Genomic DNA, 24,227 nt, shown 5'->3' with positions numbered 1-24,227 from the left:
GGGATCGGGCAGTTCGCCCGACCTTCAAAGGTCACTAACTAAAAAGGAATAAGCAATAATTAGATACGATTAAGCTGCATCTTTTGGAGCAATATCCCCTTTTGTTTTAAAAGTGGATAGAATAGCTTCCAACTCTCTCACCAGGTTCTTTTTCCTCGTGCCCGGCGAGTCAACATATCCTTCTACATAGTAGATAAGGCCCTCTTCTTCATCTACGATAGTGTAGCTGACAAACGGTCCTCCTCTTGAATTATCGCTTATTTTCCATAAACCTCTTGCTTCCACAGCAAAGTGTCCATTGAAATTGACTCGCTCAGTAAATACAGGGATGATTTCCTGGCGTTTGATGTGTACTTCAGGATTTTCCCCATCATACAAGTTCCTTTGTGTGATCCTATCTCTGAACTCACCGATCTCATTAAACACTCCCTGATCGCGATATGGCTCATAATAGACAAAAATGCTTTGCTCCGTTTCAGCGTCCATTTTTCGCAACCAAACGAAATTCTTCAAATCCCTGGCTTTCTCCCATCCGTACGGAATTGTCATTTCAACATAGTGCGTTTCTTTTATTCGTTGTGCAAGCTGCTTTTTAGGGCTATTGAAGATTTTTTCTTTTATCGTCTCCCTGGCTGATGCTTCAAAAAACTCACGGATTTTCGATCGATTGTAGTTTATTTCCTGAGCGAGCCTCTCTTCACTGGAAGAAAATAAAAACATTACCGTCTGTCCCTTTGCAAAAAGATCCCTTTGTGTTCGCATGAAAATTGAGCTGTCACGCTTGATTTGATTGAGCGACTGGTCGGTAAAGAATTGCTGAAGTACTCTGCTATCAGGTGTCTTACTGTCAAGCGTCATGACAAACACCATGTTTTTAGCTGATTTTAACACTGAATTCAACCGTCGAGGATTCACCTTGGAAACGTTAAATAAAGATTCATCTTGTGGTAGCCCTAACATTGGTCCCATGAAAGTCTTTCTTAGCTCTTCCCCAAGGCCTAATGTATCAGCCCATTGAGTTGAATCTACTACCAAAATAATCTCATCTGCCTCGCCTCTGGCTTTAGGCAGCATATCCTTTCTGTTCTTTTCTCTTGCACTTTCGCTACAGCCAAATGCCAGAACGATCAAAAGAAATATGTATTTATGCATCATGTTTTTGTTTCAGTTTTTGGCTTTTATAAAGCAAAAACTATTCCTTTCCTCAAACTTAGACATTGTTTGAATAGGTTCCACTTAATTAGGAATCACCAGAGATTGTCCAGGCTTAATTGTATTCGTTGTTAGTCGATTCGCCTGTTTCAGCTTTTCTATACTGGTATTGTTATTTCGACTTATGCTCCACAAAGAATCCCCTGACTTTACTGTATAAACAGATCCGCCAGCCAAGGGCGCACTTGTCTTCGGAGTTGGTGGGGTTGATGCAGTATAAAGGCTTTTATTACTTGAATTATAAGTTGGAAGCACCCAAATACTTAATCGCTGACCTACTCTGATGAGATTTCCTCTTATTCCATTCCAGGAACGGATGTCTGAAACCCTTACACCATATTGTTGTGCAATTGTCCCCAATACATCACCACTTCTTACTCGATAATAGAGACGTTCACGTCCATAAGTGCTTCCCGGTGTATTTCTAGCCAGGTAGTCAAGGTGTTCCTTACCTACTTTTGAAGCTGTATCATAAAGTGAAACACGGTTTGCTACTATTTCTTCCTTCCACTCTACTGGAATATTTAGTGCGAAATTTTTCGTTCCCTCCGGAAGTGCTCCTCTCTTAATTTGAGGATTCCATAAAAGCATGTCATCCAGACAAAGTCCTACCTGATTACAAAAAGTCTCCACATGAAAGTATTGAGAGATCATGATGGTATCCATCTCCGGGTAAAAATGCTCCGCACGAGGATCAAATCCGTGTTCTTCAAGGTGATTAAACAAGTACGTTATTGCTACAAACTGCGGGACATATGACCTTGTCTCTCTTGGCAGATACCTGTAAATCTCCCAGAATTCTCTTTTGTAGCCGCTTCTTCTTATCGCTTTTCTAACATTTCCCGGGCCACAATTGTAAGCTGCAAGTGCAAGCTCCCAGCTATCAAACATGTTGTATAGGTCTCTTAGGTGTCTGGCTGCAGCATCTGTTGCTTCATACGGATCCATTCTATCATCTACGTACCAGTTGCTGTGCAATCCGTACATTTTTCCTGTAGATGAAATAAACTGCCATAATCCTACAGCATTTGCTCGTGAGATAGCGTTTGGACGCAAACCTGACTCGACAATTGCAAGGTATTTTAGTTCCTCCGGCATATTATGTTTCGCCAGTGTCTCAGAGAAGATAGGAAAGTAAAGCTCTTTTTTCCGAACTATATCTTCGGTGTATTCCCGGTCTTTAATGGCAAAATAATCCACAAAAGCCATTACCCTTTCATTGAAAACAAGCGGCACTTCATTTTCAATGCAGCTCATTCTGTCTGCGACCTCATCATATGTGTAGTCTGGAATCACTTCTGTGAGCTGAAATTCCTGACCTCTACCCACTAATGAAATGAACATAATCCCAAGTAGGAACCATTTTCGTATCATATTCTATCTCTTTTGATCTTTGAAAGTAATGATTTGTTTAGAAATATCTAGCAAATCTGCTTCATTAAAGCTTTTTGACATCAATTGAACGCCAATGGGTAACCCTTGGTTGTCAAAGCCGATTGGAATTGAAATTGCCGGAATTCCTGTCACATTGGCTTGAACGGTATAAAGGTCTTCCAAGTACATCTGCATTGGATCTTCTTTCATTTCGCCAATTTTAAACGCTGTGGTCGGAGTGGTTGGTGAAATGATAAAATCATACTGTTCAAGTATGGATATTGTTTCATCCCGGATCATACGACGAACTCGCTGAGCTTTCGTGTAATAAGCATCATAATAGCTGGCACTGAGCACAAATGTTCCGGTCATTATTCTCCGCTTAACCTCAACTCCTAAATTCTTAGAGCGGGTCTTTTTGTACATAGATTCCAGATTTCCACCCTCATTACGGACGCCATAACGAACGCCATCATACCTTGAAAGGTTAGAGCTTGCCTCAGCGGCAGTCAGCACGTAATAGGTAGGCAAAAGGTAATCCAACATCGAAATATGTGCTTCTGCTACCTGATGTCCATCAGATTTTAAATCCTCGAGAACATCATTTAATTGATCCTTTATCTCATAATTAAGACTCGGATGCTCCAGTGTTTCGCTTAAATATGCAACCTTATATTTATTATTCTTAAGTGCCTCGGTGAACCTGGGAACAGGTTGCTGAGAAACCGTGCTGTCATATTCATCTGCGCCAGACATTACTTCCAAAACTAAAGCTATGTCTTCAACGGTTTTCCCTAAAATACCAACGGTATCAAATGAACTGGCATAGGCTGCTAGCCCGTGTCTTGAAATTCGTGAATATGTGGGCTTTAACCCTATAGTGCCACAAAATGCTGCTGGTTGGCGTACTGAGCCGCCTGTATCTGAACCAATGGAAACTTGACACATATCTGAAGCTACCGCCACAGCTGAGCCGCCTGAAGACCCGCCTGGAACATGCTCCTCATTGATGGGGTTTTTAGCCGGGCCAAATGCTGAATTCTCATTTGAAGAGCCCATGGCAAACTCATCACAGTTTTGATGACCAATAATGATTGCATCCTCATTAATTAACCGCTGGATGCTGGTAGCTGTATATTGCGATTGAAAGCCTTGCAGAATATTACTTGCACATTGCAGTCGATGATCTTTGTAAGCGAACACATCTTTGATGCCTACAACCATACCTGCAAGCTTACCTGCAGTACCGTTTTTTATTTTTCGATCAATTGAGTGGGACTGTCTTAAAGCTTCGTCTGCGTAAACAGAAAGGAAGGCATTGAGCCTTCCGTTCATATCTTCGATCTGCTTAAGATAGTGCTTTACCAATAAGGAAACTGATAGCTTCCCGTCAGCAATCTCTGATCTGATTTCAGAGAGTGATTGAAAATTCTTCAAGGTTTACGCCTTTTTATCGTCGTTTGACCCTTCGTTTATTTCGTTTTTGATTTCCTTGGTAGCATCCTTAAACTCTCTGATACCTTTTCCCATGCCTCGTGCTATCTCAGGGATTTTTTTCGCTCCGAAAAATATGATAATAAACAGCGCGATGATAATCATCTCTGTCCACCCTGGCATTGCAAATAATAATGATGTATGCATTGCTTTAATAATTTAAGATTACAAAGATAAGTATTAAACGAAGGAGCTTTGAGAAATAATCATACAATTATTTCATTTCATGGCAAGCCAGTTTTCCGGATTGAGTTTAGAGGCTCCTTTATATAGCTGAAATTCCAGCTCTGAAACCCCATCACGATCTGTGTAGACCTCTCCTATAATATCGTTAGATCTTATCATTTGACCTTTTTTGACGTTTACAGTTTTGAGCTTTGCATATACGGTCATATAATCACCGTGTCTGAGAACCACTACATTATTTTTGCCTTGCAGAACCCATATTTCACTCACTACACCATCAAAAACGGCCTTTACCTTGCTGTCTTTTTCGGTTTGAATCCCTACACCGTGATTTACAACTGTAATTCTCTTTAATACCGGATGCGGTTGATTGCCGAACTTGGAGGCAATAAAACCAGATACCGGCCATTCCAGATTGTTCTTTTTAGACTCAAACAACCTTGTTAGCTCAGCTGCACTCGCTGCTTCAGCAGTAGAGACTGTTGTAGATTTCTTTGCTTCATCTTCAATAATTTTTGCAATGAGTGTGTTTAGCCTCCTGTTAGCCTCTTTTCTTTCTTCTACTTCCTTTCTGAGCTGACGTTCCTTTTTTGTCAATTGAGCTACAAGCTCGGATTGTTTCTGTTTTGAGCGAGCCAGCTTTCTGCTTTCTCTTACCTGTTGGTTTAGCAGCGTTTGCTGTTCAGCTCTTTTAGCTTCCACTTTGCTTCGTTGATCGTTCAGCTCCTTCGTCACCTCTTCAATTTGTTCAGCCTGTAGCTTTCTAGCTTCAGAATATTGTTCTAAATACTTAAGCCTCTGAACTAGTTGATTAAAGTTTTTGGCTGAAAACAGAAACATCAGACGACTATTGCCTCTATTGGCTTTATATGACGAATAAATCTGGGCAGCATATTCTTCTTTTAGCAGTATCAAGTCATTTTGTAAAGAGTTAACGACTATGCGTAGGTCGGTAATTTCATTATCCAATATTCGTATTTCCGAGCCGATGGACCGTATGAGATTTTCCCGGGCATTGATCTGCTGATTTAATGCTTGAAGCTGGCCAAGTGTGACTTTCTTTTCATCGGCAGTTTCGCTTAAAATTCTTTCAGCCTCCGCTATTTTTCTTAAGTTTTCTTTCTTCTCTTCTTCAAGTTGGCTCTTTGTCTTTTGACCCACTGCTCCAAAAGCCGAGAAGAGACAAACCAACGCCAACATAAGAAGCTGTGTACTACTTCCTCTCATACTTACTTGGAACGGTATAAGGAAAGCTGATTGGGGCGTCCTCAATGACCATTTTGTTATATGAAATACTAATTTCCGTATTGGGTTTAGACTCGGCCTCATAATCTATTAATGCCAAAATTTCATATGGAAAAATTTGACCATCGACTAATATAAAGTCGCTGTAATTTACAGAAATCGTGTTTTTTGTGCCCTCATCAAATACCTGAACTTTTTCGAGCTTCATAGATTTAGCTCCAATGTAATTTTGAAACAAGTACACCCCTTTTGAAGCGGAATAGGTGTAATAGGTGTCTCTCTTTTCAACTCGTTGTTTTTTATACGGTTCAACAAGATTTCCAAGTACCACAGATTGAATCATTTGGAAATTGAAATCAAAGTCATATTCCTTAGAGAGCTCTTCAAATGTATACTCATAGTATTGCTTCTTTAGCTTATCAAGAATACGCACATTGGAGGTGTCAATTAATACCCGAGCTCCCTCAAATCCAAATCCCGATATCGATATCCATATAATGCTGTCTTTCTTTATTCTAAAATTAGCAGTGGCAGAGACGTTTTTTTCCTCATGATCAAACTTAAACCTGGCCTTTGCTGACAAATATTCGAATTGTGGATCTACAACTTCCAATTTGTCCGTTTTTGTGAAGATGGCTCCTACTTTTCTGTTGCATGACGATAAACCTATCATCCCCATCAAGCATACTATAATAAGCTTATTCATACAGCTTCCTATCCGCAATTTTCTTTTCTATTAACTCTGATGCATTGCCCAAATCACGCGCTTTCTCCCACTGGATAATTGCCTTTTCAACTTCACCTAATTTAAACAATACGTCTCCATAATGTTCAATGACTGTGCCATCTTCATCCAATGACACTGCTTTTTCTAGGAATTTTTTTGACTCTTTAAATTGGCCATTGGTGTAAAGCACCCAGCCATGCGTGTCAAGGTATGTCGGATTATCGGGGTGTTGCTCAACAAGTCTCGTAGACATCTCGAGGGCTTTTTCAAGGTTTTTATTGGCCAGCGAAAGAAAATAGCTATAATTATTTAATACGTGATCATTATTGGGGCCATTTTCCAAGGCCTTCTCATATGCTTTAAATGACTTATCCTGTTCCTTCATGCCATTGTAAGCATCGCCGAGCTGCCCATAAAAAACGGTAAGGAGATTAGGGTCAACCGTATACTTTCGGCCTTGCTCAAGCATCCGTACAGACTTTTTGTAGTTATTCTTGATGAGGTGACCAGTACCAGCAAAATAGTATAGAAGAGCCTGATTTGGGAAATATTCCAATGCTTTTTCGGCATGTACCACCACGCTATCATACTGATTTAAATCAGCCTCAACATTGAGAATGTTTTGCCACACCGAATAATTGGCCGGACTGAGGTCAACCGCTTTTAAATAATACGTTACCGCCTCTTTGCTCTTTCCACTCTGATACAGCATGTCACCAACAAAAGCTTGTGCTTTAAATTCATCCGGATATTGCCGGGCAAGCATCTCTGCAACTTGCGTAAGTTTCATTTTGTCCTCTTCCTGCTTGGCCATAACGAAGTAATTGGAAAGGATTTGAAACTTTGAATCAAAGTCAATAGATGTGGTTTCGAAGGCCTGGGTGAGTAATTTGAGTGATTCGGCACGATTTCCCCTCATCCAGTTTAGCTCACTTTTCATAAGGGTAATCCTGGAAGAGGTACTTTCTGTAGCCTCATATTGCGCAATTGCTGTTTCAGCTTCCTCTAATTTTCCATTTTGAATGAGGAAATTGATCAATTCAGCTTTGTAAGAGGACTCATTTGGATAGGCGTCAATCAATTTCTTAAATTCGATAACCACTTGATCCACTTTCCCCTCTTTCATGTAAATACGCTGCTTCTCACGGGTGATTTCCTCTTTTACGCCTAGCTGAGCTTCGATTTGATCAAAAACCCTAAACATTTCCTCTCTTCTACCGGTAAGCTGATATAGCTCAGCTAATTCGTATAAGGCATTTTCCTCAGATGGGAATTGTTCTAAAAGCTCTTCGTATGTTTTTGCTGCATCCAGGTAAAATCCAATAGATTGGTAAATGCGTGCCAGTCCTAAACGATAATATTTATTTGTAGGGGCTAACTCGATTGCTTCAAGACCATAAGGCAAAGCTTTTTGTCCTTCATTGCTTTTCGCGAGTACTTCTGCTATTTTGAAATGGATGGCTGCACTTTCGGTATTCATTTCCATCGCAACATGGAAATTCTCCAGGGCTTTGGCATAATTCTCCAAAATCAACTGCTTTTCCGCCTCCACAAGCACTCCTTCCAATTTCAAGGAATCCTCTTGCGTTTGCGGTATAACCACATCTTTCCCTTTCTTACCTTTTTGAGAAAAAGAAGAAAGGGTTCCTAAAATAAGGATGGAAATTAGAAGTAATCGCATCGGTTTTACCATTCACTGTAGTCTCCCAAACTCACCGATTTTGGGCTGCCTTTCAAATTAACGAAGTTTCCAATCATTGAGTTGGTTAATTCAACGTCTTCCAACGTAGTGTTATTTTGAATGAGTGTTTCGGAGAGCTTAACGTTACGAATTGTACAATTTTTACCTATAGAAACATTCGGACCAATGGTTGCGTTCGAAATCTCACTTCCTTCTTCTATGGAAACAGGCTCAATAATCTCGCAGTTTTCAATTTTCGCTTTGTTGGAAATTAGGTTTTGTCCTTTTAAGAATCCAAGATATCTGGAATTTGACTCTACAGTGATTTCCTTATTTCCACAATCCAGCCACTCATTCACTGTCCCTATTGTAAAGTTGGTACCCTTGTTTTTTAGTGCTTCCAGCGCCATAGTCAACTGGAATTCTCCTCCCCCTCTAATGTCATGCTCAATCAGATAATTGATCTCATCTCTGAGCTCTTCACCATTCTTAAAATAGTAAATTCCTATTATGGCTTGATCTGAAACAAAATCTTTTGGCTTCTCAATGAAATCCGTGATAACTCCTTCATTGTTCGTTTTCACAACACCAAAAGCACTAGGATCCTCTATTTGCTTGGTCCAAATGATCCCATCATCTTCCGGATTGAGCTTAAAATCCGCTCTGAATAGTGTGTCTGAAAAGGCCACCGTTACTTTTCCTTCCAAAATTTCATTGGCACAGGCAATGGCATGAGCGGTACCTTCTGCTGTTTCCTGCACGAAAAAATATGCTTCTGCTCCCACCGCAGCGGCTACTTCTCTCAGTTTATCTTTTACTTCTTCCTCAAAATCGCCAATTACAAACCCGATCTTTTCGATTTTCTCGGGGGTAACATCTGCGATATCCTCGACCAATCGTTGAACAATAGGCTTACCTGCGATAGGAATTAATGGTTTTGGGGTGGTTAACGTGTGTGGCCTGAGTCGTTTTCCTTTTCCGGCCATCGGAATAATTAAGTTCATAAAATGAGATCGTATTGATTACTAGCTATTTAGCTCCTTTTTCGAAATAAAGATTCTCGTTCAAAAATGATCGGCAAAGTTAGAAAGATTAAAACGATCAACACGGACTTTGAAACGGATTGTTCGAATTGACCATTTATCAAAATACCTGCCCCGGCAAAAAGAACGTAAGACAATGTTCTGCCTAATTGATAAGGAACTGCATAGTGCCTCATGCCCCACCAATAAGAAATAAAAACCATTATCAAATAAGAGCCAAATGTGGCTATTGCACTGCCCATATATCCCATTACCGGGATTAACGACCAATTGAGAATGAATGTAGCAAATGCCCCTATCAAACTGATATAGGCACCATAAAGAGTTTTATCCGTCAGTTTATACCACAAAGAAAGATTGTAAAATACTCCGAGAAAAAGGCCCCCACCTAGCAGCCATGGCACAGCATCTAAAGCCATTAAATAGCTTTCTTGTCTTAGAAAAATCGGTGCGTAATAGGGCATGAAGACACACAAAACCAACCAGCTAAAGGAAGTAAATAACACAAACATGGTCATGACCCTACTAAACACTTGTGGTGAGTTTTTCTTTTTCGCCTGTGCAAAAAAGAATGGCTCGAATGCATATCGAAATGCCTGAACCGCCAGAGTCATAAAGACTGAGAGTTTATAACAAGCCCCGAAAATTCCAAGAATCTCAAGATTCGTGTATCCTTCATAAAAGCCTTCCGGCAATCGATATTTTAGAATAGCCCTACTCAGCATTTCATTGGTTACCCCTGAAAATCCAATGATCAGCACCGGCCAGGCATATTTCATCATTCGCTTCCATTCGGCAGCATTGAATGTGAGTTTTACTTTCAGCCAATCTTTATAGAAAAAGAGTAAATAGAGTCCGTTGGCAATAAGATTCGAAAGAAACACATAGCCAACGCCCAAATCAGGATTGTAAATATGCCGGATGAAGCTTTCAGGATGATCTGTCAAAATTAGTGGACACAGAACAATGAAAAAGACATTTAAGAAGATATTGATTCCAATGTTTGAAAGCTTGAAAACCGCAAAGCGATACGCCTTTCCAATTTGCCTTAGGCGGGCAAAGGGGATGGCTACAATCGCATCAATCGCTAGTATTGCAGCAAGCCATCGAATGAAGTGCGCTTTATTCGGGTATTCAAGTATCTGTGCAATTGAATCAGATAGCAACCAGATAACTCCTGAAAAAACAAAAGATGAAATTAGGATGCTCGTGAATGCGAGATTGAAGTAGTTATATCCTTTTCCCTGAGAGGAAAATCGGAAATAGGCCGTTTCCAGACCATATATGAATAGGATATTTAGAAATGCGACATACGCATAAAGTTCCGTGACAATTCCATATTCTGCAGGTAAGAAAACAGATGTATAAAGAGGTACCAGTAAATAATTGAGCATCCGACCTAGAACACTGCTCAGACCATATACGGCTGTTTGACTTGCGAGCTTCTTAAGTATCGACAAGGATTATTCGCCTTTAAAATCGGCTTTTCGTTTTTCCAGGAATGCAGCAACTCCTTCTTTGAAGTCTTCGGTACCAAAGCATCCTGCAAACGCATTGGCTTCTGTTTGATATCCGTTTACAGCTGTTTCATAGTGCGCATTGACCGAATCAATGACTAACCCAATGGCAACCGGAGCTTTTGTAGCAATTTTTTGTAATAGTTCTTTTGCTTTGGCTAGAGCAGCATCTTTACTATCCTCAACGTGGTTAGCCAATCCCATTTCTTTGGCTTGATCAGCAGAAATCATGTCAGCGCTCATCAAGTATTCATACGCTTTTCCTTTTCCAATCAGCTGTGTCAGTCGTTGCGTACCCCCATACCCGGGAATCAAACCTAAATTCACTTCCGGCTGACCAAATTTTGCTGAGGAGACAGCCACTCGCATATGTGCTGACATTGCCAACTCACAACCTCCTCCCAAGGCAAATCCGTTTACCACAGCGATTACTGGTGTATGACAATTTTCTATTTCCTGAAAGATCTCCTGACCTTCTTCGGCAAACTTTCTGGCATGCATTTCACTCAGACCTGTAAACTCACTGATATCTGCGCCGGCAACAAAAGCCTTCTCTCCTGCACCAGTTAGGATTACTCCCCGAATGTCCTTCGGATTGTCCTGCACATACTGAAAAGCATCCTTTATTTCGAGCATTGTTGCCCGGTTTAGCGCATTCATTTTACTTTCTCTATTGATAGTAATGGTAAGAATGCTATCTGCTAGATCCAGTGCCAGATTTTCGTATGATTCCATTTGGTCGCTTGGTTTTTTCAGACGGAAAGAAAAAGGAAAAATGCCTTAATCAAAAACAATTGTGTCTTTCAAATTAGTGATCATCGTCTCCGTAAGTTCCTTCAGCCCATATTTATGCTGCCACCCCCAGTTGTTTCTTGCGGCACTATCATCTATGCTTCCTGGCCAGCTATCAGCTATTTTTTGGCGGAAATCAGGGTTATAAGTGATCTCAAAATCCGGGTAGTGATTTCTAATTTCCTCAGCTATTTCTTTTGGTGTAAAGCTCATGGCGGCAAGGTTGTATGAGCTTCGCACTTTCACGTTCTCCGCATCTGTTTCCATCAAATCTATAGTAGCTTTAACTGCGTCATCCATATACATCATGGGCAGCATGGAATTTTCTGAAAGGAAACATTCAAACTTCTCTCCTACTATGGCTTTATGATATATATCCACTGCGTAATCCGTCGTGCCTCCGCCAGGCATGGCTTTATAGCCTATTAGTCCTGGATATCGTAAGCTTCTCACATCCACCCCGTACTTTTCAAAGTAATACTCACACCATCGCTCACCTGCAAGTTTGGAGATTCCATAAACCGTGTTAGGACTCATCACTGTATTCTGAGGCGTGTTTTCCTTTGGGGTATCCGGACCAAAAACCGCAATTGAGCTCGGCCAGTAAATTTTCTTCAGCCGATCCTTTCCTGCCTCCAAAACCGTAAGAAGACTTTCCATATTCAGCTGCCAGGCAAAGTGTGGGTTTTGCTCGCCTTTAGCTGATAGAACTGCAGCGAGATGGTAAACCTGATTGATTTGGTGCTTTTCCAATATAATTTGAAAAGCTTCTTTATTCATAATGTTTAGCTTCTCGTACGGCCCTTCGGTTAGCAAATCTATCGGCTCATCTCTCAGATCCGATGCTATTACATTTTCTGTTCCCTTTAATTCTCTCAGTTTTAATGTCAGCTCGGTTCCCAGTTGTCCGCAAGCTCCAATGATCAGGATTTTATCCATGGGTAATTTTGTTGTCTATTGTTGTTTTCGGGATTGCAAATTTACACGTCATAAGAAAACTAGCTTCCATTAAATTTGCCGTCGATGGAGTTTAAGGAATACTTGAAAAGTAAAAAGATTGATCCTGAAAAATTTCAGCAGGGAGAATCCACTCAATATGCTGAGTTTAAGAAGCTCTTTGATCAGGTTCACCCGGAAAGCTTCACCCAACAAAAACTTTTTTTGATTAATAAAATCCGCAGGGCCTATAAACTGGAGAATACAGAAGAAGCTGTGAAAAGTACTTCAAAACCAGCCATGCGACCGAAAATTAAACCTTTGAAACCAAAAACAAGCTGATATGTACAAATCACTGAAGCCAAGACTGGAAAAAGAAATTGAAGAGATAAAAGAGGCCGGACTTTATAAACAAGAGCGAATCATTGCTTCACCGCAAAGTGCTGACATTAAACTTCAGGATGGCTCTGAAGTAATCAATTTTTGTGCAAATAACTATTTGGGTCTGTCGTCTCATCCAAAGGTGGTTGAAGCTGCAAAGATGAGTATTGACTCACATGGTTTCGGGATGTCATCTGTACGTTTCATTTGTGGAACACAAGACATTCATAAAGAGCTCGAGAAGAAGATCTCAGAGTTTCTTGGAATGGAGGATACCATTCTTTATGCAGCAGCTTTTGATGCAAATGGAGGTGTATTTGAGCCGCTATTAGGACCTGAAGATGCTATCATATCCGATTCCTTGAACCATGCATCGATCATTGATGGTGTGAGATTGTGTAAAGCCGCACGCTATAGATACAAAAACAACGACATGGCTGACCTGGAAGAACAGCTGAAGGCGGCTTCTGATGCTAAAGTCAAAATCATTGTGACCGATGGAGTATTCTCAATGGATGGCACCATTGCGCAGCTCGATAAAATATGTGACCTGGCTGATAAATATGATGCACTCGTAATGACCGATGAATGTCACTCCACCGGATTTATTGGGAAAACCGGACGTGGTGTCCATGAGTATAGAAACTGCATGGATCGTGTTGATATCATTACTGGAACTTTAGGTAAAGCTTTAGGTGGAGCTTCCGGAGGGTTTACAGCTGCCCGAAAGGAGATTGTAGATATTCTTCGCCAGCGGTCCAGACCATATTTGTTTTCCAATACGCTTGCACCATCCATAACCGGAGCTTCCATTGCAGTGATAGACATGCTGAGTGAAACCACAGAACTCCGAGATAAGCTGGAGGACAACACGAAGTATTTCAGAGAACAGATGACTCAGGCTGGATTTGACATTAAGCCTGGAGAGCATCCAATTGTACCGATCATGCTTTATGATGCAAAACTTTCGCAAGAGATGGCAGCCAAGTTATTGGAAAAAGGCATCTATGTGATAGGATTCTACTACCCAGTAGTGCCGAAAGAACAAGCTCGAATCAGGGTTCAAATTTCTGCGGTTCATGAAAAAGCTCATCTGGATAAAGCGATCAAAGCATTTACTGAAGTGGGTAAAGAACTAGGGGTGATATAAAAAACAAAACGGCTCCCTTGGAGCCGTTTTTTATGTCCTACTCAACAAGTAAGTAGGAGCTGCCTTAGTTTACTTTCTTTATTCGCATTCGTGTAATTTCATTGGAGCTTTCTATCTCCAAAACATACATTCCTTCATCAAGCGAGCTCAAATCCAGTTGAACTTTAACTGCTTTTTTGGATATTACTTCAGATCCATTCAAAGAATAAATTCGAATGTCTACTGGTTCCGGATAGTCCAGATATAAGACATTCATAAAAGGATTAGGATACGCTGAGATTAACTCATTAGAGATTCCGAGAGTTGTTTCTGTAATTTCAATTATCTGATTTACTGACTCAGCCGCATTCCAATTTTCATTCCCGAATTGTGAAGCCGTAATTGTCACTGTTCCTTCATCTAAAACGGAAAGGCTATTACCGTCTAGTGATGCAGGACCTTCAACCTCAAACGAAACATCCAATCCACTAGAGGCAGTAGCTGAAAGATTGATTGTTTCCCCAACGGAGAGGTCTTCAATAGTCTCAAAAGTGATGGTTTGGTTTGCTTTTGCAACGACCAATTCTTGCGCTACATCTGAAGCAGTCTCATAATTTGCATTTCCTTCTTGAGTAGCAGTAATCGTAACATTTCCTGCAGCTAAAATCGAGACTTGATCTCCAGTTATAGTGGCAACTGATTCATCAGAACTTACAAAGGATATCGCCAAGCCTGATGAAGTTGTGGCTGATAAAGAAAAAGGTGCGTCTCCAAACACTTTATCTTCGATTGCATCAAAAGTGATAGTCTGAGTTGCCTTATGGATAAGCAATGATTGACTTACATTCTCAGCAGCTACGAAATCGCCATTTCCTGCCTGCGATGCAGTGATTGTTGTAACTCCCGTCCCTACAATGGTAACTTCATTGCCTGAAATAGTGGCAATCGATTCGTCGGAACTTACATAAGAAACAGTTAGACCTGAAGATGCTGACGCATTAAGCTCAAACGGAGCATCTCCAAAGGTTTTATCATCTATTGACTCAAAAGTTATGGTTTGTGACTGTTTTGATGCTGTTACACTCAGTGTTTGTTCTACTTCAGGCGCAGCATTATAGTTGGAATTACCTTCTTGTGACGCAGTTATAACTGTTGTTCCTTCACCAACTATTGAGACGACATTTCCTGTAATGGTGGCCACATTCAGATCAGAACTGGTGAAGGACACTTCCAGACCTGATGAAGCTGTTGCCGCTATTGAGAAATCAGGGGCATCAATGCTTTTTTCAGATATTGTCTCAAACTGGATGGTTTGAGCTGCCTTTCTTACGATTAGTATCTGGTCACTTATCGCTTCATTGAATTCTTCATTGCCCTCTTGAAAAGCCGAGATGGTTGTCGTTCCAGCATTATGAAGTGTAACTAAATTGTCTTCAACAGTGGCTACACTTTCATTTGAGCTTGAGAACACAACCGTCAATCCGGAGCTTGCTGAAGCGCTTAATTCAAATGAATCATCTCCATATGTTTTTTCCGGAATTTCTTCGAAGGATACGGTTTGATCTTTTTTAGAGGCAATAATTTCAATAACAAACGTGTCTTGCGCAGTTCCTCCATTACCGTCAGCAGCAGTCAAAAGAATAGATATTGAACCTACGTCATCTGAAGAAGGTGTACCACTATACGTGCGATCGATTCCACTAAATGTTAGCCATTCTGGTAATGGCGAACCATCTAATAATGTGCTGGTGTAGGTAAGCTCATCTCCATCCAAGTCAACAAATGTATTCTCTGCGAATTCCAAGAAAAAAAACTTTCCTTGAGTAGCCTCCTGGTCTGCAATAGGATTTAAAACTGTTGGTGCATCATTCACTAACTCGACGACAACATTAAAAACATCACTTGCGCTTTCTCCAGATGGATCTGAAGCAGTCACCTCAATTGTTATCGTACCAGCATCAGTCACACTTGGCGTTCCCGAAAAAGTCAGTTCTACATCATCAAATGAAAGCCATTCAGGTAAATCCGATTCATCAGTTTGTTGAGCAGAATAGCTCAGTGCATCACCATCTTCATCATCAAATGTTTCTTCGTCCAGCGTGAATGTAAATAGTTCATTCTCAAAGGCGGTCTGATCTGCGATACCTTTTAAAAGAACAGGCGCATCATTGGTGGCTGAAACAACAATTATAAAATCATCAAAAACACTCGCCCCAGCCGGGTCTGCTGCAACCACGCGAATTTGCAATTCACCAACATCAGATTGCGCTGGCGTTCCTACAAATTTTCTTTCAGCGCCGGTAAATGTTAGCCAATTAGGCAAGTCAGAGCCATCCACTTGGGAGGCCTCATAGGTCAACTCCTGATCATCCGGATCTGAAAATGTTGTGATATCAAATATAAATGTGAACTCCTGATCTTCAGAAGCATTTTGATCTGCTATTGCATTTGATACTTCAGGATCTTGATTTGTAAATAAAACTTCAATGTCAAATTCAGTATTCGTGCTTCCACCATTCCCATCATCAGCAATTACTTTTATACTTATTGTCCCAACATCATCATTACCTGGAGTTCCACTAAAAGTGTTTGTGCTATTTGTAAAAGATAGCCACTCCGGTAATGGAGACCCATCTGTCAATTCTGCCGACAATGTTAAATCATCGCCATCTTCATCTGAAAAAGTGTTTGAAGGGACCACAAACTCGAAAGTTTCTAATGCAACAGCACTCCTATCAACTATTGTATTTTCAAGTATGGGGGCATCATTGGTATTGATTACTTCGAGGCTGAACTCATCGGTGGCTTCCCCACCGAGTCCGTCGGAAGCTGTTATGCTCAATGTTAGTGTTCCAACATCGTTTTGTTCTGGTGTTCCGCTAAAAGAGCCAGATATTCCGTTAAATATTAACCAGTCGGGTAACGATGAACCATCTGATAATTCTGCATCATAAGTCAATTCATCTCCATCAGGATCATCGAACGTATTTGTTGGTATGCTAAATGAAAATTCCTCGTCCTCATTAGTCACTTGATCTACGATTGCATTTTCCAAAACCGGCGACTCATTTGCTCTGTTCTCATACCAAATAATGTTATTGCCGTCATAGTTTCCTGATACCAAATCCAAATCTCCATCTCCATCAATGTCTCCAGAAAATAGAGACCTTGGGCCATTAGAGGAGAGTGAAATAATATGTGTTGAAAACGATTCTGTACCATCATTTTCATACCAAGCCACTTTATCATCAGAACTAGAACTTGATGCGATATCAATATCCCCATCTCCATCTAAATCAGCAACGACAATTGCATATATTTCATCAGCATCATTGCTTACAATATGCTCTGAAAAGGACTGGTTTCCATCATTCTCATACCATACCACCTCATCATCAATTCGTTCTGCGGAGACGATATCCATATCCCCATCATCATCTAAATCGATTGCAAAAACATCCCCTGCAGCACCTATTGTAAATGGTAAATCATGCTGCGTAAACGACTGTGTTCCATCATTCTCGAACCAACTTAATTTAGAACTTGAACCCTCTATGATATCTATGTCACCATCATTATCTATGTCCGCAGCATAGCAAGTTGTTCTACTATTCCCGGTTGATCCAAGATCATGAGTGGTGAAATTTTGATTGCCGTCGTTCTCATGCCAATCAAGGCTGAAAATCGAAGCAGATACTATATCCAGATCACCATCCCCCTCCATGTCTATCGCGTAGACACCTTTAATACCACTAAGTGATTGTGCAATTGTATTAACAGCAAATGACTCAGTACCATTGTTTTCAAGCCATAATAGCTTACCATCATCTTCTGCGCTTGTAACAACATCCAAATCACCATCATTATCCAGATCTAAAGGAAAAAGGTCTCTGGCTCCATTTATTGCAGATGATAGTGTTATTGTGGAAAATGACTGTACTCCATTATTGTCATACCAATTAATCTTACCGTCTCGCGATGTAGAGAGAACATCCGAATTCCCATCACCATCTAAATCAATGATATGTACTGAAGTAGGAAGACTTAAACTGGATTCGATGGGATCTTGGGCAACAAAAAGAGCGGCTGCAGATCCTGATACAACCGTAAAACTGAAAACATGTGGTACTGCAACAACCTCGGACCCGGTTCCCTCAATATTGGTTGTTATAAGCACATGAACACGTTCCCCAACAATAAATGAATTATCAGGATCAAAAGTAATTGTTGATGTTCCTCCTCCAGAAAAAGCACCGTCCATCAAACCGCTTGCTTCCCCCCGAACTATAATGTTGGAAGTATTGAGTGTTGAGCTTTCAACATTAGCATCAAAATTGATTACGATATTATCTGTAGTAGAGATGTGATTCTCGTTTCTAGCTGGAGAGGTAGAAAGAATTGCTAGGATTGGTGGTTGAGCTACCTCAATATCAAATTCATCTTCAGCACTGGCCCCTGCAGGATCTGATGCGATCACTTTAACGGTAATAGTTCCAATATCTTCAGTACTTGGCGTGCCGGAAAACTGCAATGTTTCACTATCAAAAGACAACCATGATGGAAGCGGTGATGCATCTGAAAGTGTTGCCTGGTAGCTTAACAAATGATTACCATCAACATCATTGAAGATGTTTCCCGGTAAGGTGAAAGAAAAAGTAATACCTCCAATAGCGTTCTGATCATCTATAAAATTCTCAACCGTCGGAGTTGTATTTGACTTATTCCTGGCCCACTTCAGTGTATTTTCAGCATCAGAAATGTTTGCGATATCAAGATCGCCATCACCATCAAAATCAGCTGCTTCAATATCATGGCCTTCCATTTCAAAAATCATGAACGAAGTGAAATTCTCATTCCCATCGTTTTCGTGCCAAATAACTTGATTATCAATATCTGAACCACTTATCACATCCAAATCTCCATCTCCATCCAGATCAGCAATTTCTACTGAAATGGGCCCATTGGTAGTATTAAAAATGGTTCTTGGAGTAAAGTTTTGATCCCCATCATTTTCATACCACATTACCTCGTCATCAGTCCGTTCAGCAGCCACAACGTCCATGTCCCCATCTCCATCAAGATCTATTGGAATAATCTCATCAACATCATTGGCATTAAGACTGACCGTGTGTTCTGTGAAGTTCTGTCCCCCATCATTTTCATACCAGTAAATTTCATCTTGACCAAGTCTAGACCCGGCTATTACATCGATATCTAGATCACCGTCTAGGTCAGCCATTTTAGCATTGTACGTCCAGGTCAGCATGGTTGTGATTTCATGTCTGGAATAGTTTTGACCACCATCATTTTCATACCAGGATACAGTATTGTCTTGCTGTGATGCAACAAGAATGTCAATGTCTCCGTCACCATCCATATCACCAGATATTGACGATCGAATGGAGGAAAAATCCGTGTCTATAGTATGACTTGTGAAACCTTCAGACCCATCATTTTCTAACCAGGCCAATGTGTTGTTGGTTGCACCGACAAGCATGTCAAGATCACCATCCAAATCAAGATCATCCACGAAAATTGTTCGAGCATTAAATGATCCCGTTGATATATCCGAAGAAGTGAAATTACCAGCGCCATCATTTTTATGAAATTCAATTCTGTTTGAATTGGTAATAGGAACTAGAATATCAATATGACCATCTCCATCTAAATCTATAGCGTCTATCTTTTCAGCGCTTGAATTAGCACTTAAGGTAGCCTCCTCAACTAATAAAGCTGGTGATGTAGGAGAAGTACCTGAAGCTGCAAGAAATGAAAAGCTTTTTCCTCCTTGAAGGATGCTTCCACTTTCACTCTCCAGTCCTGCAGTAATTGTGATGGTTATTAGTTCACCTTTTTTAAAATCATTGGTAGGGTCAAATGTGACAGTATTCGTTCCGCCACCAGAAAAATTTCCATTGATAACTCCGGTTAGACTACCTCTAATTACAATATTGGAATCATTAACTGTTCCGGAAGCAATGGTTTCACTAAACTCTATTTGAATGGTAGAGGTACTTGAAACCCCATTTTCGTTAACTGCCGGACTTGTTGATGAAATAGACATGAGCGTAGGAACTGTAACAGTAATATCAAATTCATCAGTCACGGAAGCCCCATTAGGATCTTCTGCTGTCACTTTAACTGTGATTATACCGCCATCTTCTGAGCCTGGGACACCCGAAAATCTCCTTTCGGGTCCGGAAAAAGACAACCAAGAGGGGAGTGTTGAATCATCACTTAGGGTTGCTGAATATGACATCAAATGACTTCCGTCTGGATCACTAAAGACATCTTCATTAAACGTGTAGGAAAATGAAAGAAAAGCAGTCGCTGACTGGTCGGGAATTGGATTATCTAGTTGAGGGGTTGAATTGGTTTTGTTTTCATACCAAACAATATCTTTATCAGCACTGGAAAATGATAGAACATCCATTCTATTATCACCATTCAAATCGATTGCTGATACAAAACCAACTGATTTAAGTTGATCTGTAATTAGAACTTCCGTAAAGTTTCCACTACCATCATTTTCGTACCATGAAAGCTTATTGTCAGATTCGGAAGCGGAAAGAACATCGATATCCGAATCTCCATCTAAGTCAGCTGCATGTACCCAGTACGCTTTATCGGCGTTAGTTGAAATCGAATGCGTAGTAAAGTTTCCATTTCCATCATTCTCATACCAAGCAATTTCATCATCATACCATGAAGCTGATAGAACATCGACATCATCATCACCGTCTAGATCTATTGTATATATTGACCACACACCATCAGCACTTGCTGAAATTTCATTGAATGTGAAGTTTCCAGATCCATCGTTTTCGTGCCAGGCAATTTTATCATTTGCCCATGAACCTGAGACAATATCCATATCACCATCAGAATCCAGGTCGATACCACTTACAGCGTGTGGCCAGGATACATCTGCAGTATTTACTTCGATTTCAGTAAAGCTCTCTGCTCCATCATTTTCATACCAAAATATTCCTTCTCTCTCAACAGCAGCAACTATATCCACATCACCATCTCCATCCATATCCACTGCGTGGACATGATACGCTCCGTCCGCTGATGTAATCACTGAATGTTCTGTGAAATTTTCAGATCCATCATTTTCAAACCACATTATTTCATCGCCAGTGACAGAAAAAGCAACAATATCCATATCACCATCGCTATCCAGATCAGAGGGATGTAACCCATGAAGTATATTCGAAGCGGTTAATAGTGAAATTTGATTAAAACCTTCACTCCCGTCATTTTGAAACCAGGTTAATGAGGATGTAGCACTAACCACATCCATATTGCCATCGCTATCAAGGTCTACTGCGATTGCTGATCCAAGAGAGCTAGATGTTGATATATCATTCCGAGCGAAAACGGGAGGATTCTCATATGCAGGGTCGACCGTCGAATTAAATCGAAAAGTTTGTCCTTTATTAAGTGATTCACCAAGCGTGCTCATAATTCCATCCGTTATTGTAAGGAATATGTTGTCCCCAGATCGAAAATCATTTGTCGGATCTATGGTAATCGTCGCTGTGCCACTACCACTGGTAGTAAATGAAAGCAAACCGCTGTGCTCACTGCGCAAGAATATATTCCCGGAAAGTGTTGTTCCATCAATCGCCGCACTAAAGGTTACTGAGATATTCCCGTCAACTGCGAGCGACGTACTATTTGCAGATGGGTCAACACCTGTTATTAATAATTGAGAATAAGAAAAGTGGGAAATAAGAAATATTAAAAAAGGAAGTATTGATGATCGTTTCATGGCAGCAATGAGTTTGATTAGGCCATGAATATTCCTTACTTATTTCTCATAATAAAACCAGTTTTAGTGATCGACAAAAAGAATTAAGTAAACGACGATTAGAGTATAGCCAGCCTTTTAAGGAAGTCTTCTCGATAAGCTCTTCCAATTGGAATCTTTATCTCTTCGATGAACACATACCCTTCATGGATGCTAGTGATCTTTTGAAAGTTGACAAGGTACGACTTATGAATGCGTATAAATGCGAATGGAGTTAATTGCTCCTCCACGCTTTTTAACGTATGGCTTACTACCAACTTCTTATCTTCAATGAAGATTTTAGTGTAGTTATCTTCACTTTCAGCATATAGGATTTCTGATGGATCAACTGCTTGAAGCTGTCCTTGGTTTCGAACAAAAACTTTATCACTTGGAATATCATTTTTTGCATGCCCTTTTGAAAGAGTTAACTCAATATTCGCAATCAAATCTCCTTCATCATATGGTTTCACCACGTAACCGCCAGGATTGGTTGCTTTGGCCCGAGCCAAGGTGTTTCTATCATAATAAGATGTTAGAAAGACGAAAGGAATGTGATATTTTTGATTGATGAGGTGGGCTAAGTGAATACCATCTTTTTCACCCTCAATATTAATGTCAAGAAGTGCTATATCGGGTTTATCTTGGTTTAATAAACGTATTACATCATCAGCATTGTCTTGTATACCAAAGATGTCATAGCCTGCCCTTTCTAAAATAAGTGCAATATCATCAGCAATTAAAGGCTCGTCTTCAACTATTAAAACAGAAACACTCATGCGACTAACTTATATCTAGAAAGTAAAAGATTCACCTTGGTTCCATTTTCAGAATTAACATTTATCTCCGCTTTTAATTTGCGACTTAGTGACTGAATCATCTTCCACCCAAAGGCATTCGATTGTTGGATATGCTCCTCATCCATTCCTTTTCCATCGTCGGCAATCACAACCTTTAAATTATCTCCGTCTTCAAGCATATCAATCTTCAGTAATCCCTGATCTGTGTCAGCAAAGGCGTATTTAATGGAATTGGTAATTAACTCATTAATGATCAGTCCTAAGGGAATGATGGTATCAATATCGAGCTTCAGTCCGTTTGTGTTAATCTCCCAACTAATCTTTTCCTCATCCACCCCAAAAGCTTTAAATAATTCTTTTGATAAGCTTTCCAAATAATCTTGTACATCAACACCTCTGACATCATCGGCAGAATAGAGTTTTTGATGAATTAAGGCCATTGACTTAACTCGATGCTGCCCCTCTTTCACTGCATCTTTTGCGATTTCACTTTCAAGGGAATCTGCCTGCAGATTTAAAAGACTGGAGATTACCTGTAGGTTGTTTTTAACCCGATGATGGATTTCTTTTAATAGGATCTCTCTTTCATTCAATGATTTTTGTTTGATATGATAGAGTCTATACAGCAATAAAGTAATCCCAAAGACTAGGACTGAAAGTATGATCCATCCGTTTCGATCCCTTATGTTTTTTTCTATTCTAAGATTTTGAATTTGATTTTCAGCATTTAAGGTCTCTATCTCTAACTCCCTTTTTTCCTTCTGATAAAGCTGTTCCAACTCACTTGTCCGATTGACTAGTTCTTGTGTAATGTACCTTTCGTTTAACTCCTGATATTTCTCCAAACTCTTAAGTGCTTCAGGAGCTTTGCCTTTCTGTTTATTCAATGCGTAATCTAAATGATAGTGCTTTAAGGCGGTCTCAAGATATTTTTCTTCCAATAGAACTTCACTTGTTTTTTGAACATAATAATCAGCGTTGCTGAACTCATTTTGGTCGAAGTAAAACTTCCCGAGATTATGATAAATTTGAGATAAAACATAAGGATCTTCTTTGTCCAGTTTAAGTGATTCTGCTTCTTTGAAAGCACTTATTGCTTTATTATTGTTATCAAGGTTCTTGTAGATAATTCCCACATTTACAAGCTCAGATTTGTAAGCGGACAAGTCCCCTACCTCCTTTGCCTTATTAATGCACTTATTTGAATACACCAGTGCAGAGTCATACCGATCCAGCCGCTGAAAGATTGAGCTCATATTCGTATAGGTATTAAGTAAACCTTTTGTATCATCTAAACTCTCTTTGATTTGAATTGAGATTCTGGATACCTCAAGTGCGTGCTCTAGTTGGTTCGTTTTCTCATAAATCCGTCCTAGATTGTTATAAAGCCGAGATAAATTTGGTTCATCATTTAATGCTTCAAATTTTGGTTTTGAAGCTAGATAATAATGTAACGCCGAATCAAGCTGCCCCTTGTAATAGAAGACTACCCCAACATTGAACAAAGAGGTCGCAACTCGTTTGGTATCCTCGTGTTGTAAAGCATAGCTGTATGATTTGGTATAATAATGTATTGCGCTATCAAACTGATAGTCGTAATCAAACACCCATCCAATACTTGTCAGACCCAGACCAATTAATTTTGGACTCCTTGAACTCTTTGCATACATATAACTATTCTGCGCATGATACATCGCAGAATCGAAATTAATCCCACACCATTGATAGCAGATTTCACTGTGTAGAAACGAGCGAAGACTATCAGATTTTGCGACATTTAATTGTGAATGCAGAGAAGAAATCTCATTCAGATCTTGAGCCCAGGCGTGGACACTAAGAGTGAATAAAAAAAGAAAACTAACTCTGGACATTCAGTTAAGATACTGAATTTGAAAAATTTTATCGATTTATCTTA

The 24,227-nt window shown here is 40.1% G+C and carries 16 protein-coding genes; 2 read left to right on the top strand and 14 right to left on the bottom strand.

The window, feature by feature from the left end; all coding sequences use genetic code 11:
• Positions 1 to 69 precede the first annotated feature (69 nt).
• From CHB71_RS08990 to CHB71_RS08940, 11 genes are all read right to left on the bottom strand, one after another.
• Positions 70 to 1,155, bottom strand: coding sequence for a DUF4837 family protein (locus tag CHB71_RS08990; RefSeq protein ID WP_089356584.1), 1,086 nt, complete (start codon positions 1,153 to 1,155; stop codon positions 70 to 72).
• A gap of 81 nt (positions 1,156 to 1,236) precedes the next feature.
• Positions 1,237 to 2,586, bottom strand: a complete 1,350-nt coding sequence (locus tag CHB71_RS08985) for a lytic transglycosylase domain-containing protein (protein WP_089356583.1) — start codon at positions 2,584 to 2,586, stop codon at positions 1,237 to 1,239.
• A 3-nt stretch (positions 2,587 to 2,589) separates the two neighbouring features.
• Positions 2,590 to 4,023, bottom strand: coding sequence for an Asp-tRNA(Asn)/Glu-tRNA(Gln) amidotransferase subunit GatA (gene gatA, locus CHB71_RS08980; protein WP_089356582.1), 1,434 nt, complete (start codon positions 4,021 to 4,023; stop codon positions 2,590 to 2,592).
• Between the two features lie 3 nt (positions 4,024 to 4,026).
• On the bottom strand, positions 4,027 to 4,227 hold the full coding sequence (tatA, locus tag CHB71_RS08975; protein ID WP_089356581.1) for a twin-arginine translocase TatA/TatE family subunit: 201 nt from the start codon (positions 4,225 to 4,227) through the stop codon (positions 4,027 to 4,029).
• 72 nt (positions 4,228 to 4,299) lie between these two features.
• Entirely contained in the window at positions 4,300 to 5,493 is a 1,194-nt protein-coding gene (locus tag CHB71_RS08970) for a murein hydrolase activator EnvC family protein (protein ID WP_179213360.1), read from the bottom strand.
• On the bottom strand, positions 5,480 to 6,217 hold the full coding sequence (locus CHB71_RS08965; RefSeq protein WP_089356579.1) for a DUF4292 domain-containing protein: 738 nt from the start codon (positions 6,215 to 6,217) through the stop codon (positions 5,480 to 5,482). Before CHB71_RS08965 ends, CHB71_RS08970 begins: the two co-directional genes overlap by 14 nt.
• Positions 6,210 to 7,919, bottom strand: a complete 1,710-nt coding sequence (locus tag CHB71_RS08960) for a tetratricopeptide repeat protein (protein ID WP_179213359.1) — start codon at positions 7,917 to 7,919, stop codon at positions 6,210 to 6,212. The genes CHB71_RS08965 and CHB71_RS08960 overlap by 8 nt, the downstream gene beginning before the upstream one ends.
• Before the next feature lie 5 nt (positions 7,920 to 7,924).
• Positions 7,925 to 8,923 (bottom strand): sugar phosphate nucleotidyltransferase, encoded by a 999-nt coding sequence (locus CHB71_RS08955; RefSeq protein ID WP_089356577.1) that lies wholly within the window; start codon positions 8,921 to 8,923, stop codon positions 7,925 to 7,927.
• Between the two features lie 29 nt (positions 8,924 to 8,952).
• Positions 8,953 to 10,422 carry a lipopolysaccharide biosynthesis protein gene (locus CHB71_RS08950; RefSeq protein WP_144017379.1) on the bottom strand — a complete coding sequence of 490 codons (1,470 nt, stop codon included), beginning with the start codon at positions 10,420 to 10,422 and terminating at the stop codon, positions 8,953 to 8,955.
• Positions 10,423 to 10,425: 3 nt separating this feature from the next.
• Positions 10,426 to 11,214: an enoyl-CoA hydratase/isomerase family protein gene (locus tag CHB71_RS08945; RefSeq protein WP_089356575.1), complete on the bottom strand. Its 789-nt coding sequence runs from the start codon at positions 11,212 to 11,214 to the stop codon at positions 10,426 to 10,428.
• A gap of 45 nt (positions 11,215 to 11,259) precedes the next feature.
• Positions 11,260 to 12,210 (bottom strand): NAD-dependent epimerase/dehydratase family protein, encoded by a 951-nt coding sequence (locus tag CHB71_RS08940; protein ID WP_089356574.1) that lies wholly within the window; start codon positions 12,208 to 12,210, stop codon positions 11,260 to 11,262.
• 84 nt (positions 12,211 to 12,294) lie between these two features.
• Between CHB71_RS08940 and CHB71_RS08935 the strand changes: the two genes are divergently transcribed.
• The gene (locus CHB71_RS08935; protein ID WP_089356573.1) at positions 12,295 to 12,549 is read left to right on the top strand and encodes a hypothetical protein; all 255 of its coding nucleotides are present in this window, start codon (positions 12,295 to 12,297) and stop codon (positions 12,547 to 12,549) included.
• Between the two features lies 1 nt (position 12,550).
• The gene (gene kbl, locus CHB71_RS08930; RefSeq protein WP_089356572.1) at positions 12,551 to 13,738 is read left to right on the top strand and encodes a glycine C-acetyltransferase; all 1,188 of its coding nucleotides are present in this window, start codon (positions 12,551 to 12,553) and stop codon (positions 13,736 to 13,738) included.
• 64 nt (positions 13,739 to 13,802) lie between these two features.
• On the opposite strand, the gene CHB71_RS08925 is transcribed toward kbl, so the two are convergent.
• From CHB71_RS08925 to CHB71_RS08915, 3 genes are all read right to left on the bottom strand, one after another.
• Positions 13,803 to 21,494 carry an FG-GAP-like repeat-containing protein gene (locus CHB71_RS08925; protein WP_089356571.1) on the bottom strand — a complete coding sequence of 2,564 codons (7,692 nt, stop codon included), beginning with the start codon at positions 21,492 to 21,494 and terminating at the stop codon, positions 13,803 to 13,805.
• Positions 21,495 to 21,592: 98 nt separating this feature from the next.
• A complete protein-coding gene (locus tag CHB71_RS08920) occupies positions 21,593 to 22,291 on the bottom strand; it encodes a LytR/AlgR family response regulator transcription factor (protein ID WP_089356570.1) in 699 nt (232 codons plus the stop codon).
• Complete coding sequence (locus tag CHB71_RS08915) at positions 22,288 to 23,982, bottom strand: tetratricopeptide repeat-containing sensor histidine kinase (protein ID WP_221406695.1); 1,695 nt, start codon at positions 23,980 to 23,982, stop codon at positions 22,288 to 22,290. Before CHB71_RS08915 ends, CHB71_RS08920 begins: the two co-directional genes overlap by 4 nt.
• Between the last annotated feature and the right edge of the window lie 245 nt (positions 23,983 to 24,227).

Origin of the sequence: Ekhidna lutea (genome assembly GCF_900188325.1) — a bacterium.
Taxonomy (GTDB): Bacteria; Bacteroidota; Bacteroidia; order Cytophagales; family Cyclobacteriaceae; genus Ekhidna; species Ekhidna lutea.
Note: the sequence above shows the minus strand (reverse complement) of the source record. Positions and strands in the feature narration are given on the sequence as shown.